Source organism: Thalassospira profundimaris (assembly GCF_003326795.1).
Classification (GTDB): Bacteria; Pseudomonadota; Alphaproteobacteria; order Rhodospirillales; family Thalassospiraceae; genus Thalassospira; species Thalassospira profundimaris_C.
The window spans coordinates 110,953-126,899 of the sequence record NZ_JPWI01000006.1 but is presented as its reverse complement, the minus strand read 5'-3'; the positions used below and the strand labels follow the sequence as shown (position 1 = coordinate 126,899).

14 protein-coding genes are annotated in these 15,947 nt (G+C 54.8%); 5 read left to right on the top strand and 9 right to left on the bottom strand.

All coding sequences use genetic code 11. The annotated features are described in order from the left end of the window. Positions 1 to 18: 18 nt before the first annotated feature. Positions 19 to 1,131, bottom strand: a complete 1,113-nt coding sequence (hppD, locus tag TH30_RS11075; RefSeq protein ID WP_114098159.1) for a 4-hydroxyphenylpyruvate dioxygenase — start codon at positions 1,129 to 1,131, stop codon at positions 19 to 21. Between the two features lie 163 nt (positions 1,132 to 1,294). Here hppD and TH30_RS11070 point away from each other — a divergent pair, with 163 nt between their 5' ends. Then, positions 1,295 to 1,765, top strand: coding sequence for an Lrp/AsnC family transcriptional regulator (locus TH30_RS11070; protein ID WP_114098158.1), 471 nt, complete (start codon positions 1,295 to 1,297; stop codon positions 1,763 to 1,765). A gap of 94 nt (positions 1,766 to 1,859) precedes the next feature. On the opposite strand, the gene TH30_RS11065 is transcribed toward TH30_RS11070, so the two are convergent. The 5 genes from TH30_RS11065 to TH30_RS11045 all read right to left on the bottom strand — a co-directional run bounded on the left by TH30_RS11065 (position 1,860) and on the right by TH30_RS11045 (position 7,050). Continuing rightward, positions 1,860 to 2,612, bottom strand: coding sequence for an ABC transporter ATP-binding protein (locus TH30_RS11065; protein WP_114098157.1), 753 nt, complete (start codon positions 2,610 to 2,612; stop codon positions 1,860 to 1,862). Beyond that, positions 2,609 to 3,370 carry an ABC transporter ATP-binding protein gene (locus TH30_RS11060; protein WP_114098156.1) on the bottom strand — a complete coding sequence of 254 codons (762 nt, stop codon included), beginning with the start codon at positions 3,368 to 3,370 and terminating at the stop codon, positions 2,609 to 2,611. The genes TH30_RS11065 and TH30_RS11060 overlap by 4 nt, the downstream gene beginning before the upstream one ends. A gap of 3 nt (positions 3,371 to 3,373) precedes the next feature. Then, on the bottom strand, positions 3,374 to 4,552 hold the full coding sequence (locus TH30_RS11055) for a branched-chain amino acid ABC transporter permease (RefSeq protein ID WP_114098155.1): 1,179 nt from the start codon (positions 4,550 to 4,552) through the stop codon (positions 3,374 to 3,376). A gap of 1 nt (position 4,553) precedes the next feature. Beyond that, positions 4,554 to 5,570, bottom strand: a complete 1,017-nt coding sequence (locus tag TH30_RS11050) for a branched-chain amino acid ABC transporter permease (protein WP_114098154.1) — start codon at positions 5,568 to 5,570, stop codon at positions 4,554 to 4,556. 118 nt (positions 5,571 to 5,688) lie between these two features. Beyond that, positions 5,689 to 7,050, bottom strand: a complete 1,362-nt coding sequence (locus TH30_RS11045) for an ABC transporter substrate-binding protein (protein WP_114098153.1) — start codon at positions 7,048 to 7,050, stop codon at positions 5,689 to 5,691. Between the two features lie 200 nt (positions 7,051 to 7,250). Between TH30_RS11045 and TH30_RS11040 the strand changes: the two genes are divergently transcribed. From TH30_RS11040 to TH30_RS11030, 4 genes are all read left to right on the top strand, one after another. Beyond that, entirely contained in the window at positions 7,251 to 8,822 is a 1,572-nt protein-coding gene (locus tag TH30_RS11040) for a helix-turn-helix domain-containing protein (RefSeq protein ID WP_114098152.1), read from the top strand. 137 nt (positions 8,823 to 8,959) lie between these two features. After that, positions 8,960 to 9,343 carry a response regulator transcription factor gene (locus tag TH30_RS11035; protein WP_258548689.1) on the top strand — a complete coding sequence of 128 codons (384 nt, stop codon included), beginning with the start codon at positions 8,960 to 8,962 and terminating at the stop codon, positions 9,341 to 9,343. Positions 9,344 to 9,427: 84 nt separating this feature from the next. Next, positions 9,428 to 9,610 (top strand): hypothetical protein, encoded by a 183-nt coding sequence (locus TH30_RS21985; RefSeq protein WP_147251979.1) that lies wholly within the window; start codon positions 9,428 to 9,430, stop codon positions 9,608 to 9,610. A gap of 3 nt (positions 9,611 to 9,613) precedes the next feature. Then, on the top strand, positions 9,614 to 12,379 hold the full coding sequence (locus TH30_RS11030; RefSeq protein ID WP_114098151.1) for a sensor histidine kinase: 2,766 nt from the start codon (positions 9,614 to 9,616) through the stop codon (positions 12,377 to 12,379). 2 nt (positions 12,380 to 12,381) lie between these two features. On the opposite strand, the gene TH30_RS11025 is transcribed toward TH30_RS11030, so the two are convergent. The 3 genes from TH30_RS11025 to TH30_RS11015 all read right to left on the bottom strand — a co-directional run bounded on the left by TH30_RS11025 (position 12,382) and on the right by TH30_RS11015 (position 15,618). Further along, complete coding sequence (locus TH30_RS11025; RefSeq protein ID WP_114098150.1) at positions 12,382 to 13,563, bottom strand: CmpA/NrtA family ABC transporter substrate-binding protein; 1,182 nt, start codon at positions 13,561 to 13,563, stop codon at positions 12,382 to 12,384. 3 nt (positions 13,564 to 13,566) lie between these two features. Next, entirely contained in the window at positions 13,567 to 14,157 is a 591-nt protein-coding gene (locus tag TH30_RS11020) for an ANTAR domain-containing response regulator (RefSeq protein WP_258548688.1), read from the bottom strand. 153 nt (positions 14,158 to 14,310) lie between these two features. Next, positions 14,311 to 15,618 (bottom strand): NarK family nitrate/nitrite MFS transporter, encoded by a 1,308-nt coding sequence (locus TH30_RS11015; RefSeq protein ID WP_258548687.1) that lies wholly within the window; start codon positions 15,616 to 15,618, stop codon positions 14,311 to 14,313. Positions 15,619 to 15,947: the final 329 nt, after the last annotated feature.

Here is a 15,947-nt window from a genome sequence, read left to right as displayed (position 1 = left end):
GATATGGGGTTGGCGGACCTATTCCGCAGCATCAACTTTCAGAACACCGCGACGGATCTGGTCTTCTTCGATGCTTTCAAACAGGGCACGGAAGTTGCCCTCGCCAAAGCCTTCGTCGCCTTTGCGCTGGATAAACTCAAAGAAGATCGGGCCGATCACGGTTTTCGAGAAAATCTGAAGCAGGATTTTGGTCATCCCGCCATCAACGACACCTTCGCCGTCAATCAGGATGCCATGCTTTTTCATCCGCTCGATCGGTTCATCATGGCCATGGACGCGGTCACGGGACTTTTCGTAATAGGTTTCCGGCGGACCGGGCATGAATTTCAGATCATTGGCCGCAAGCTTGTCGGTGGCGTCATAGATGCCATCGGTACCCACCGCGATATGCTGAATACCTTCGCCCTTGTATTTGCGTAAGTATTCTTCGATCTGGCTTTTGTCATCGGTCGATTCATTAAGCGGAATGCGGATTTTGCCACAGGGGGATGTGATCGCACGGCTGACCAGACCGGTGATTTTACCGGCAATGTCAAAGAAGTGGATCTGCTTGAACCCGAACAGGTCGCGATAGAAGTCCCACCATTTATCCATATTGCCGCGATAGACGTTATGGGTCAGGTGATCGAGATAATAGAAGCCAACACCTTCGGGCCTGGGATCGCGTTCGCCAAGCCATTCGAATTCCGCGTCATAGGCCGAACCGGTTTCACCATATTTGTCGATGAAATACAGAAGCGATCCGCCAATCCCGACAATCGCCGGGACATCAATGCTTTTATCGTCACCCAAATAGGGTTCCGCCCCCTTCGATACGGCATGATCAAAGGCATGCTTTGCATCCACCACGCGCCATGCCATCGACGGTGCGCAGGGGCCGTGTTTTTCAACAAATTTCATGCCGTGTGAGGTCGGCTCGGCATTGAGGATGTAGTTGATATCGCCCTGACGCCAGACGGTGATGTTTTTGGTTTTATGCCGGGCAACCGGGCTATAGCCCATGCGCTCAAACAGGGTTTCGAGTTTTTGCGCATCTTCATGGGCGAATTCGACGAACTCGAACCCGTCAGTTCCGGCAGGGTTTTCATCACTGATGGTGGCACGGGGGGCGTCATGGGGGAACGGACCCATCGGAAGTCTCCTTTGATTGAAACATTCGAATTACTGGAATTATTCGAATTCTTGTTATGTCCCAATCGTGCGCCAAACCGCATGCAACGTGCGTGCATTTTGGGTTGATTTCTGCAAATGATTGCACACATCATGCATCAATCCACATTTGGACGCGGAAAAGATGCAACTTGATCGAATAGACCTTAAACTGCTTGCAGAATTGCAAAAGGACGGGCGCCTGACCAACAATGACCTGTCCGAGCGGATCGGGCTGTCGGCATCGCAATGTTCACGCCGGCGTGCCCGCCTTGAAGAAGACAAGGTGATCAGGGGATATCGCGCCGATATCGACCGTCAGAAGATGGGGCTGGGACTGCTTGTGGTGATTTCGGTGACCCTTGCCACCCATAACCGCGACAATGCCAAACGGTTTGCAAGATTGCTGGCCGATCTGCCTGAAGTGCTTGAGGCCTTTTCACTGACCGGCGAAATGGACTACCACCTGAAAGTCGCGACCAGGGACCTTGCCGCATTGTCGCATTTCGTCAATGAAGTGCTTTTGCCTCATGATTCGGTCCAGCATGTGAAAACATCGATTGTGCTTAATGTTCTTAAGGATTTCGAGGGGCTGGCCGTCGGCATAGACACTTAAAAAGGGAAAAGGCCGCGCCCAAAAGGCACGGCCTCATCTGTCCCGAAGCCCCCCTTACAACAAAGCTTCGGAGACGCCCCCCCTGTCCCAAGATCTAGATTGCCAGATACTGATCACGCAGTTCGGCATCATCCAGAACAGCCTGCGCCGTCCCGTCAAAGACGATCTCGCCGCTATCCATGATGATGGCACGGTCTGCCAGTTTCAGGGCCGCAATCGCGTTCTGTTCGACAATGATGGTGGTGATGCCCAGTTTCTTGACGTTCTGAAGCGTCTTTTCGATTTCCTGAACGATCACTGGCGCCAAGCCTTCATAGGGCTCATCAAGGAGCAAAATCTTGATGTCACGCGCCAACGCACGGCCGATCGCCAGCATCTGCTGTTCGCCGCCCGAAAGCGTGATGGCCTCCTGTTCCGCCCTTTCGCCAAGACGCGGGAACAGCTCGTAAATGCGTTCGACTGACCAGCCAATCGGCTCGGCGATCTGGGCCAGTTCCAGGTTTTGCTGCACCGTCATGCCCGGAATGATCCGGCGGTCTTCAGGGACAAGCTGCACACCAATGCGCGCAGCCTGCCAGGCCTTCATCTTGTGCAGCGGCTGGTGATCAAGCCAGATTTCACCATGTTTGAGTTCCGGGTCACCCATTCGCGCAAGGGTGCGAAGGGTCGATGTCTTCCCCGCCCCGTTACGTCCGAGAAGGGCAAGGATTTCGCCCTCGCGGATGTCAAAGGAAAGCCCCTGAACGATGTAGCTTTCACCGTAATAGGCATGGATATCATAGACCGAGAAAAATGCCGGATCGCCACCCTGTCTACGTACAGGTTCCTGTTTTGGTAGCGCGTTCATTCTGATTCCCCTCCGAGATAGGCTTCCTTGACACGTGGATCATTGCGCACTTCTTCGGGCGTGCCTTCGCAAATGATCGCCCCCTGAGCCAGTACACTGATGCGGTCAGCCAGACTGAACACAACATGCATGTCATGTTCGATAATGACCTTGGTCATGCCGCGTTCCTTGATCCGTTTAAGAAGATCAATCGTGCGGTTGGTATCATGACGGGCCATACCGGCGGTCGGTTCGTCAAGAAGGAACAGCTTGGGCTGTTGCCCAAGACACATTGCAAGTTCCAGACGGCGTTTGTCACCGCGCGACATCGAACCGGCAATATTGTCCTTTTGCGAAATCAGCCCGACATCATCAAGAAGATGCTCGGCATGTTCGCGCACTTCCTTTTCCGCAAACAGGCTTTTGATGAAGTTCATCTTGAAGATGCCTTCACGTTTGGCAAAGGCCGGGACCATCACATTTTGCAAAAGCGACAGTTCCGGGAAGATTTCCGGCGTCTGGAACACGCGGGCAACACCAAGCTGGTTGATTTCGTGGGGCTCCTTGCCCGTCAAAACCTGATCACCCAGCAACACCCGACCACGGTTCGGGGCCAGACGCCCGACAATGACGTTCAGCAGTGTCGATTTACCTGCACCGTTTGGTCCGATAATCGCGTGAACTGTGCCTTTCTTGACCCGAAGGTTGATGTCGGAAAGGGCGCGCAGTCCGCCAAAGTTCTTGTCGACGTCAGTGACATCAAGAATGTATTCGGACATGGATCAGACCTCCCCCGCCGATGCTTGTTCTTTTTCTTTGTTTTCATGTGTCCCGGCGACCGGTTCGGCCTTGTTGCGTCGGGTTACCAGTCGCCAGAGGCGGCTGATGCCTTCCATGATGCCCCCTGGCAGGAAGATCACGATCAGCATGAAGACAAGACCAAGGGTCAGATGCCAGCCTTCGCCGACAAACAGCCCGACCACAGAGGCGACCGGATGAGCCAGCCAATCAGGCAGGAATGAAAACGCATTGAGAAGGACCGTCTCGTTAAAGGCCGAGAAGATATTTTCAAAATACTTGATGATCCCCGCACCGAGCAGCGGACCGATAAGGGTGCCGACACCACCAAGAATGGTGATCAGAACAACCTCGCCCGATGCCGTCCATTGCATGCGTTCAGCACCGGCCAGCGGATCCGTCACCGCCAGAAGCGATCCGGCAAGACCGGCATACATGCCCGAAATGACAAAGGCGGTCATCAGATAGGGACGTGTGCTAAAGCCGGTATAACCCATACGGTTCTGGTTCGACTTGATCGCACGCAGCTTCAACCCGAAGGGCGAACGGAAGATGCGCAGATAGATGAAGAACGAAATCAGCAAAAGGGCCGCACAGATATAGAAACCGGAATAGCCTACCCCCTCGATCCCGAACAGGTTCGGGGTCGGAAGAGACGCATTCGCCTCAATACCCGACATACGGTCAAGCACACGCGGATCACCCTGTGTCAGCTGCAAACCGGTTTCACCATTGGTGATCGGGGTGAGAACCGAGTAGGCCAGATTATAGGACATCTGCGCAAAGGCCAGCGTCAGGATCGAGAAATAGATGCCCGAACGACGCAGGGACACAAACCCGATGGCCAACGCAAACAGTCCCGACAGAACCGTTCCGAAAATCAACGCCGGGATGACATTCATCGACAACAGCTTGAACGACCAGACGGCGGTATAGGAACCAACCCCCAGAAAGGCCGCGTGACCAAAGGACAGATAGCCGGTCAGACCAAACAGAATGTTATAGCCGATGGCAAAGATGCCAAAGATCATGAATTTCTGCATCAGGTCGGGATAGGCCGCACCAAATGGCTGCAACCAGATCGGCATGGTCAGGACCACTGCCGACAGGATCGCCATATAGATGAGGTCCTGCTTTGGGGAGACGATTTTTGTGTTTGTCATTTTAGCTCTCCATCACGCCACGACGACCCATCAGACCGCGCGGGCGGGTCAGCAGAATGACGACGGCAACTAGATAAATGATGATCTGGTCAATACCCGGGAAGATGTCCTTCACCTCGGTCATCGACGAGAAGGATTGCAAGATACCCAGCAGGAACCCTGCGAGAACCGCACCGGGCAACGAGCCCATGCCCCCGACGACCACCACAACAAATGACAATACAAGGAAGTCCATGCCCAGATGATAATCCGGTGGCAGGACAGGCGTGTACATAACCCCGGCAAGACCTGCAACCACGGCTGCAATGCCAAACACAATCGTAAACCGGCGTTCAATATTGATTCCAAGCAGTTCGACCGTTTCGCGGTCAGCCATCCCTGCGCGCACCACCATCCCATAGGTCGTGAAATGCAAGAACGAGAAGACAAGTCCGATGGTCAGAAGCGAGAAGGCCAGATAGATCAGGCGCCACCAGGGATAGACGACCGCATCCCCAAGACCGAACACAGCGCCGATTGCGGCGGAACCAGCGACAATATCGGGTGCGCCTTGCGGCAGCGGATTGGCACCAAAGAAGGATTTGATCAGTTCCTGCAAAACGATGGCAAGACCAAAGGTCACAAGGATCTGCTCGGCATGAGGACGCTTGTAGAAATAGCGGATCAGACTGCGTTCCATCACGATGCCGATCAACAGCATCACGGGTATCGCCAGAATGATCGAAAGCGGTACAGACCAGTCAATGATTGCCGTGCCGGTATCGCCAAACCACACTTCGAGATAAGGCGTTTCCTTGTAGGCTTCAAAGAAGGTCACAGACTCGTCCCTGACCCGAACAGACAGGGTCAGAAGTTTTTCGACCGTAACCGCACAAAAGGCACCCATCATGAAGATGGCACCATGCGCAAAGTTCACCACGCCGAGCGTGCCGAACACCAGAGTCAGACCAAGCGCGATCAGCGCATAGGCGCCGCCCTTGTCCAGACCATTAAGAATTTGAAGAAATATAGCGTCCATCAGTTATCCGCCGCGTATTCGTAAGGGACTTAGTCAAAAGTCGTATAGGCCGGGGCCAGAGGGCAAACGGGCCGACCATTGGGAGATGGTCGGCCCTGCTTGCATCAATTTGGCTGTATCAGACCTGATACGGGCCAAGCTCCCCGCCGAACATGTCGGCCGGATACTCAACCTGTGCACGCGGCACTTCTTTGACGACTTCAAGAAGGTCGAAGTTGGACTGCGGGTTTTCTTTACCACGCACGACCAGAACATCCTTGAAGCACTGGTGGTCTTCTGCACGATAGAGGGTCGGACCGTTGCCCGCGCCATCGAACTCGAACCCTTCGAGCTGTTTGATGACTTCCCAAGGTGCAAAGGTACCGGCCATTTCGCAGGCGTTTGCATAAAGCAGCGCTTGGACATAGCAGGTGTGTGCAGCCTGGGACGGCGGGAAGCCGTATTCCTGACCAAACGATTTGACAAAGGCCTGCGAACCCGGATCCTGCAGCGACCAGTGCCAGTTGGTGGTACCAAGGATGCCCTTGGCAGCGTCACCGGCACCCTGTGCCATCAGACGGGAATACAGCGGAACGACGATTTCGAACTGCTTGCCATTGACCATCTTGTCGCGCAGACCGAACTGAACGGCCTGCGTCAGCGAGTTGACCATGTCCTTGCCATAGTGGTTCAGGATCAGGACGTCAGCGCCGGAATTCAGAACCGGAGTGATGTACTGGGAGAAGTCACCTGCACCAACCGGGGTACGGACGGTATTGACGGTTTCCCAGCCAATATTCTCGGTCGCGGCCTTGATCGACTCTTCCTGGGTCCAGCCCCAGGTGTAATCGGCGGTAAGGTGATAGGCGCGGCGTTCTGCGCCATATTCATCCAGAAGAACCGGCGCAATTGCCTGACCGGACATGTAAGCGTTAAAGAAGTGGCGGAAGCCATAACGCTTTTTATCCTTGCCGGTGGTGTCGTTCGAGTGGGTCAGACCCGCCATGAAGATGACGCCCATTTCCTGACAAAGACCCTGAACGGCAACAGCCACACCCGATGACGAACCACCGGTGATCATTGCAACATTGTCTTTTTCAATCATACGCTTGGCCGATGCACGTGCGGCATCCGACTTGGTTTGCGTATCACCTGTCACGAACTCGACTTTTTTGCCGAGAATACCGTTCCCCTTGAGCTGAAGCGGCTTGATCGTGTTGAGCATCCCGCCATCGCCTTCACCGTTCAGGTGCTTGACCGCAAGCTGATAGGCACGCAATTCGTCAGCACCCTCGTCGGCATACGGACCGGTCTGCGGTACGTTAAAGCCGAGTTTCACGCTGCTGGCATTGCCCGGATCGCCACGGAAAGTCTGGGCATGGGCATTCTTGATGAAATGCATCGGGAAAGTACCGCCGATCAGGGCAGCACCGGTGGTCGCAGCAGTGCCCTTCAGGACCGTACGACGAGATACATTTCGGGTATTTTTAGTCTCCGACATGGTTTTCCTCCCCAATGTCTTGGGATCTGTTTCAGAGAAATCTGAGGTCTGTTTTCTGGTTAATTTTTTTCATGACCTGTCAAAACAGGGGGATGTTCTGAAAATGAATCAACACGTAGTTGATATGTAACATTTTTTTTGTAAAGATACTGGCGCAACGAGTGAAAATTTGTAAATTTTGTCAATAATGAGGTCACAGCATGTCTCGTCAGGCCCCGATCGGACACCGCATTCGCGGACGACGAAAAGACATCGGCATGACCCAGAATGCCCTGGCCAAGGCCGCGGGAATTTCAGCAAGCTATCTTAATCTGATCGAACATAACCGGCGTTCCATCGGCGGGGGTTTGCTGATGCGGATTGCAGCCGTTCTGGAAATTCACCCGCATACATTGTCAGGCTCCGAGGAAGGACGACTACTTGCCGATCTGAGCGAAGCCGCATCAGACCCGGTTTTCTACAACACCCCGATCGAAAACCGGGAATTCCCGGCCATGATCGCCGCTGCTCCGGGGATGATCAGCGCCTTTTTGGCCCTTTACCGGGCCTATCGCAGTGGCCTTGATGAAGTGGATGCCCTTTCCGAACGCCTAAGTCACGACCCGTTCCTGACCGAGGCCAGCCATTCAATCCTGACCCGGATCACATCGATCCGAACTGTTGCTGAAATCTTCGATGATTATGACAATCTGTCACCCGAACAGCGCGCACGGTTCAATGCGACACTGGTCAAGGAATCCCATCGGCTTGAGGAATCAGCCGCCGAAATTTTCAATTTCCTCGAACGCGGAAGCGCCGGACGTCCGGCCAACAATCCCGCCGAGGAAGTTGATGATCTTTTGTATGACAATGCCAACTATTTCCCGACCCTTGAAGACAAGGCTGCCGAAATGCGCCCCGGAATTGATCCTGATGGCGGTTTGTATCTGACGGATCTGATCAATTATCTCGAAAGCGAGCATGATATCAGGGTTGAACGCCTGCCTTCGAACATCTTTGCGACCAACGGATATCAGTGGGACAGCACAGAACGGACATTGCGCATCTCGCGCGCCCTTGCCATCACATCGGCACGCTTTCAGGCCGCCCGGGTCATCTGTCAGCTTGAAGCAAGGGATGCGGTAAATGCGGTTCTTGAGGGGGCCAGTATCAGCAGTGACGCCGGGCGGGCGCGCGCCTATGAAGCACTGATCTCATATTGTGCTGCTGCCCTTGTCCTGCCCTATGATGCGTTCCTGGCAGATGCTCATGATCTTCGCCATGACATCGAACTTTTGCAGCAACGCTATGCCGCAAGCTGGGAGCAAATCTGTCACCGGCTGACGACATTGCGTCGCCCCGGCGCAGAAGGCATTCCGTTCCACCTGATCCGGACCGACATTGCCGGGAATATTTCAAAACGCTTTTCGGCATCCGGTCTGCAATTGCCGCGCTATGGCGGTGCGTGCCCGCGCTGGGCCGTACATGAGGCCTATCTAGCGCCAGAACGGGTAATTTCACAATTTGTCCGCCTGCCAGATAACAGCGAATATCTGTTTGTCGCGCGTGCCTTGCGGTCGGGTGCGGGTGGATATGGCACCCCGCAATCGGTGCATTCGGTCATGATCGGGTGCGACACAGCGTTTGCAAACGAGGTCATCTATGCCGATGCCCTGCCGCTTGAACGCACGGGCTCAGCTGTACCGGTCGGGATTGCTTGCCGCCAGTGCCCGCGCGATGATTGCGCACAACGTGCCTATGAAATGTCAGATACCGCCGACGGAAGACCCTAGGCGAGCCGCTATGGATCTCCTGCGAGCCGCAGGACAAATCCACCAGATTTGCCATCACCCAAAGTAGCATTATAATTTGATAAATTAACAGATACGATAACTACTATAAGAATCAGAAAAATCGGGGAGAGAGTCCTTTGAATGCCAGACCAAAGGTCCTGATTGCTGAAGATGAGGAAACCATTGTCGAATCGCTAAGCTTTCTTATGGAAAAAGAAGGCTATGATGTGCGCGTGGCCACAGATGGCCAATCCGCGATCGCCATGATTGCCCGCGATGTTCCAGATATGGTTCTTCTGGACGTGATGATGCCCGGCTGCGACGGGTTTGAAGTCGTGCGCGCTGTACGCAACGACACCAACACCAGATTGATCCCCATCATGATGCTGACGGCCAAAACACGCGAAGTCGACCGCCGCAAGGGTCTTGAGCTTGGTGTGGATGATTTTGTGACCAAACCGTTTTCCACCCGCGACGTTGTCTCGCGCGTTCGCGCCTTGCTTGAACGGGCGGCTCAGTAACCCGTCAAGAAACAAGCCAACGCCCCGCAATCAGGAGAACTTCCCATCTCATCACCGCGAAGACTTACAGAACGCGCTCTTGCCTTGACGCTCGCAGCTCTTTTTTTGTGGATACCGCCACTGGTCGGGATGTTTTCCCTTGATGGCATGGTATTCGGGCTGCCGATCCTGTTTGTCTATTTCTTTGCCGGATGGGCGATTTTGATTGTTTTCTGCGGACTGTTAACCCGTGCCTTGCGCAACGCAGCATGTTCCGAAGGGCAATAAAAGATGCTGTCTTCGGAACTCGTGATCATTGTTTCGCTTTTTTATGTCGGATTGCTTTACGCCATTGCCTGGTGGGGGGACAAACGCGCACGCGACGGTCATTCCTGGGTCAGGAACCCGACGGTCTATACCCTTTCGATTGCGGTTTATTGTACGTCATGGACCTTCTATGGTGCCGTCGGTACGGCTGCACGCAACGGTCTTGAATATCTGACGATCTATCTTGGGCCGACCGTCATCTTTCTGGGATGGTGGTTTTTACTGCGCAAGATGCTGCGTATTTCGAAAGCCCACCGCATCACATCCATCGCCGATTTCATTTCATCGCGTTATGGCAAAAGCACCCAGCTATCGGTGCTCGTGACCCTGATCGCTGTGATCGGGACAACCCCCTATATCGCACTTCAGCTTAAGGCGATTGCGACCAGCTATACGGTTCTGACCGCCATTGATCCCGGGATTGTCGATACTGCCCAGCACGGCCTCAGCGTCTTTTCCGACAGCGGCTTCTGGGCCGCCCTTGGACTGGCGCTGTTTGGCATTCTGTTTGGCACCCGCTTCATTGACGCAGACGAACATCACGAAGGCATGGTTGCCGCCATCGCCTTTGAAAGTCTGGTCAAGATGTTTGCCCTTCTTGCGGTTGGCATCTTTGTCTGCTTTGTGATGTATGGCGGCATCGGGGACCTGTTCACCCAGGCCGCAAGCAATCCCGACACGGCCAAGCTTTTGCGACTGCCCGAGGATGGCGCCCCACGCTGGCTGACCCTGATGATGCTGTCCATGGCAGCCATCCTGTGTCTGCCCCGCCAGTTTCAGGTGATCATTGTCGAGAATGTCGATGAACGCCATCTGGCGACTGCCAGCTGGGCATTTCCGCTTTATCTGTTGTTGATGAACCTGTTTGTCTTGCCGATTGCCCTTGCCGGGCTTGGCGCCCTGCCAGCATGGGCTGACCCGGACTTCTTCGTGATTTCGGTTCCGCTTTTTGAAAACCAGTCGCTTCTTGCTTTGCTTGCCTATGTCGGGGGACTTTCGGCCAGCACCAGCATGGTGATTGTCGCGACCATCGCCCTTTCGACTATGGTCTGTAACGACCTGATCGTCCCGGCGCTTTTACGCATCAAGCCGCTTCGCCTGACCGAGCGCGATGATCTGACCGGACTTTTGATTTTCATTCGCCGGGCATCTATCGTGGTCGTGGTGTTCCTTGGATTTGCCTATTACCGGTCGGCCGGGGCAACCGATGCACTGGCCGAGATCGGCCTGATTTCCTTTGCCGCCACCGCGCAATTCATCCCGATCATGATCGGCGGACTTTACTGGAAGGGCGGCACCAAAACCGGCGCACAGGTCGGGCTGGTCGTCGGCTTTGCACTTTGGGCCTATACCCTGCTGCTTCCATCGCTTGCCGATAGCGGCTGGATGGACCCGGCATTCATCCAGAATGGCGCATTCGGGCACCCCTGGTTGCGTCCCGAGAGCCTGTTGGGACTGAGCGATTTTGCCCCGCTGACCCATGCACTGATCTGGTCGATTTCGCTCAATACCGGCTTTTACATCCTGATCAGCCTGTTTACCCAGCCGAGTGCGCTTGAACGTATTCAGGCGACCCTTTTTGTCGATGCCTTTTCGCGCAAAGGGCAGGATACGGTGATCTGGCGATCATCGGCATCAATTGACGATCTTTATGAACTGGTCGAACGGTTCCTGGGACGCGAGCGCGCCTTTAATTCGTTCCGTGAATTTGGCTGGCAAAAGGATACCGCCTGGCGGGGCAAGGGCGAAGCCAATGCTGATATGATCGCCTTTACCGAGCGGCTTCTGGCCGGTTCTATCGGGGCAGCATCGGCGCGTGTGATGGTTTCTTCGGTTGCCAAGGGGGAAATGGTCAGCCTTGAGGAGGTTCTCGAAATTCTTGAGGAAACCTCACATGTGATTGAATATTCCCAGCGCCTTGAGCAGAAATCCCACGAACTTGAACAGGCAGCCGCCGAATTACGGGCCGCCAATGACCGGCTCAAGGAACTGGACAAGCTCAAGGATGAATTCCTGACCATGGTCAGCCATGAATTCAGAACGCCGCTGACATCGATCCGGTCATTTTCGGAAATTCTGGTTGATACCCCGAACCTTGAACATGACAAGGTCGAGCACTTCCTGAGCATCATTGTCCGCGAAAGCGAACGTCTGACCCGCCTGATTGACGATCATCTTGATCTTGCAAGACTGGAAGCCGGTCATTCTGACTGGCGGGCGGTTGATGTCGATCCGCGCACGGTCCTTGATGAAAGTGTCGAGGCCGTCAAAGGCCTGTTTGACAGCAAAGGCGTTTCACTAACCACCGAACTTTCACGGCAATCGGTCATGCTGCATGTCGACCGGGACCGCCTGACACAGGTCTTTATCAATCTGCTGTCCAATGCGGCCAAGTTCTCGGACCCGGACTTCCCGAGTGTCACGGTCAGGGGCGAAGCAATGGATGGCGGTTATCTGGTATCGATCACGGATAATGGCCCGGGCGTTGCCCTGAACGAGCTTGAAACCATCTTTGACAAGTTTTCACGCAGCGGCAAATACGCCGATGATCAGCCCAAACCGTCAGGTTCGGGGCTGGGACTTGCGATTGCACGCCATGTTGTCGAACATTGTCAGGGCAAAATCTGGGCGGAAAGCCCACCCGGCAAAGGGGCGACTTTCCGCGTTTTCATCCCCGGCCAGATCATGGAGGCCATCGACGCCGCCAAACCTGAAAGCTTTGGCACCTGATCCTAGCTAACCGTCTCCGGATCAAAGATCGAATTATCAAGGAAGCTGTCGGGTCCGACAAAGGCACGATCATCGGCATTATTGACACCCTCGACCCGCCAGTCATGTTTTGGCACGGCAACATCGAGATCGCGGACGGCAATGCGATACAGATCCGGTCGATAGACCTGGCGCACAACAGCATTCAGATCCGCATCCGCAGGCACCTGCCCCCAGCGCTTCATCTGTGTGCCCACCCAGCTGCCCTGTGACAACCATGGGAAGGTCGCGGTGTAGCGATAGAACACATGACGGTCCGGCACCTCGGTTGGTGCTTCGCCCGGACGGAGAACCGGCCTTCCACTTAGCGATGCCTTGAGAACCTCGAACGGGGCACCGACATTGGCTTCTGCCGACAGCATCTGGGCAAGCTCGGCACGGTTTTTGGGCTGATCGGCCCATTCGGCTGCACGCACCAGCGCACGCACAAGGGCTGAAGCGGTATCGGGATTTGAATTGACCCAGTCCTCGCGCACGCCCAGAACCTTTTCCGGGCTGCGCGGCCAGATATCTTCCTTAAGGGCGACAATCACACCGTCCCCGTGGAACACCGCGCGCTGGTTCCATGGTTCACCAACACAATAACCATCAACCCAGCCATTGCGCAGACTGTCAAACATCCGTGGCGGTGCAATCACCCCGATATTTACATCCTTGTCGGGATCAATGCCGGCTGCCGCCATCCAGTAGCGCAGCTCGTAATTATGGCTTGAAAACGGAAAGACCGTCGCAAAGGACATAACCGGACGACCGGCAACGCGATCCTCATCAATCACCTTTTTAAGCGCACGGGCAGATAATCCACGCGGCCCATGCATGGCGGCCGGATCGGCTTCCAGCATGCGCTGATACAGGCGGGTAGAAACCGTAATCGCATTCCCGCCGCGCCCAAGCGCCATCGGCACCACAATATGCTGAACCGGCACACCGCCAAGCCCCAGCCGGGCCGCAATCGGAATACCGGCCAGCAGATGGGCCGCTTCGTAGACGCCATAAGACAGCTTGTCGCGAATGGCCGCCCAGGACATTTCCCGAACCAGCTCCAGATCAATGTTTTCCTGCTCGGCAAAGCCCATCGAGCGCGCCACAACCGGGATTGCACAATCGACCAGAGGAACAAAACCAAGACGAACCTTTTCAGCCATTCCTTAAAACTCCAACTGAAACGCCGTGATGACGCTTTGGGCGATCTCGTAGATCTTGCGATTTTGCTTCATGGCGTTCTTGCGCAGCAGCGCATAAGAATCTTCTTCCGACAGGCCTTTTTCCTTCATCAGGATACCCTTCGCCCGCTCAATCAGTTTACGTTCGTTCAGCTTGGCCTGTGCCTCGTCGCGTTCCCGGCGGAGCTGATCAAAAACATTGAAACGTGAAATGGCCATATCGACGATCGGGCGAATACGGTCCTGACGCAGACCATCGACCACATAGGCACTGACCCCTGCCGAAATGGCCTCCTGGATCATCGAGGCGTCGCTTTGATCAACAAACATCGCAATCGGACGCGCAATGGCGCGTGACACCTGAAACATCTGCTCAAGCGTGTCGCGATCCGGGTTTTCAAGATCAATGATGATGATATCAGGTGCCAACGCCTGAATGCGTTCGACCAGATTGTGCGAGGTGCCGATACGTGCAACGCGGGTATAGCCGCTTTCGACCAGACCGCGTTCGACAATCGCCGCACGGTCGGGATTCTCGTCGATTACCAGAATGTTGTATTCTTCCAGCCTTACCAAAGTATCCCCAACTCCCCGACAGCCTAAGAGCATGTTGCACTAGACGGCCGCGCCTCTCTGACTTGTTTTTTATCTTCCGGTCCGTTTGCGGATCCGGATTGAATGTTCGGGATGCGGCATTAACCGCATCCCGAGATATCTTCAACGTCTTTGTTACTCTGCCGGAACCGGCTGTGCCGCCGATGCGGTACCAAGACGTTCTGACTGTGCAGCTTCGAACCGTGCCTTTTCCTCGGCCTGTGTAGCCGCCGAGAAGCGAACTGCAAGGGCCGCAAACGAGCAAACAATCACCGCACATCCGAGATAAAGCAAACCTTCCTGATATGTAAGCGCTTCGGACTTGAACAGGAAGCCTGCCGCAACTGCCCCGGCATTGCCGCCAGCACCAACGATACCGGCAACCGAACCAAGTGCCTTGCGATTGACAAACGGAACGATCCCGAATGTCGCACCTTCTGACATCTGCACAAACAGCGAAAAGACGATCATGACCGAAACGGCAATGACCAGTGCTTCCATCTGCGAGAATGCAACCAGTGCAACACCTTCGATGAACAGCGCCATGAACAGAAACTTGACGCGTCCCGAAAGGCCGCCCTTGGCCGCAAACCTGTCAGAGAACACACCACCCAGCGTCCGGGCAAAAATGTTCATCAAGCCAAACAGACCGGCAATCATGCCCGCCGTCGCCAGAGACAGTTCAAACTTGTCGAAGAAATAGATCGCAGCGATGTTGTTGATGGTCAGCTCGACACCAAAGCACGCAGCATAGACCAGGAACAATGCCCAGACACGGTAATCGGAAACCGCAGCCAGCATGCCCTTGGCAGCACCGGCATGGTCGTCTTCGGGCTTGAGCGCACCGCTTTTACGCATTTCATCATAGTTGCCATCCGGGCAATCGGTGGTGAACACCCAGTACAGCACGGCAACAACCAGCATGATTGCCCCCGGGAAGACCATCGCCAGCCGCCAGCCCATGGTTTCCGCAACGCCAAAACCAAGCACCATGGCAAGGATTGCCGGCATGACCATCTGGGTGACACCACCACCAAGGTTACCCCAGCCTGCCGTCGTTGCATTTGCCGTGCCGACGACATTTGGCGCAAACATCATCGAGGTATGATACTGCGTGATGACAAAGGATGCTCCGATCGAACCGATCGCAAGACGGGCAAGCAGGAAGGTTTCATAGCTGTCAGCAAGACCGATCAGCATGACCGGAAGCGACCCCAGAACCAAAAGACCTGTATAAGTCTTGCGCGGGCCGATCTTGTCGCAAAGCGGACCGATCAGAAGACGCACAAGGACCGTGATTGCAACAGAGGCGATGATCGTGCTGCCGATTTCGCTTTTGCTCAGGCCGAGATCATCACGGACCAGCGGCATCAAGGGTGCGATCCCGAACCAGCCAAAGAAGCACAGGAAAAATGAAAGCCAGGTGAGGTGAAAAGTACGCATCTGGACAGTCTTGAGACTGAAGAGATTTATGCGTGTAGCCTTGTTCTTGATTTCCATAATGTGAAGCCCTTCGTTTAGGTCGCGCAGAGCTTGCGAGATGCTGTGTACGACCGACGGTTTTTCCCCATGGGCCTCATGCGTCATCAGATGGATTCCGCAGGCGACCCGTCATTCGTCTTGGAAAGGCTGCGCGTTCGTCGCGCTGCTGTTCCAAACGTCTGATCGTCCGCCGTTGGACGAAGAACTGTGAGCCACCCGTCATTAGGCATGCTTTCGTCAAAGCCGCTCACGCAGAAAACATGGTGCAAACATCGCGCCAGTTTTTCCGC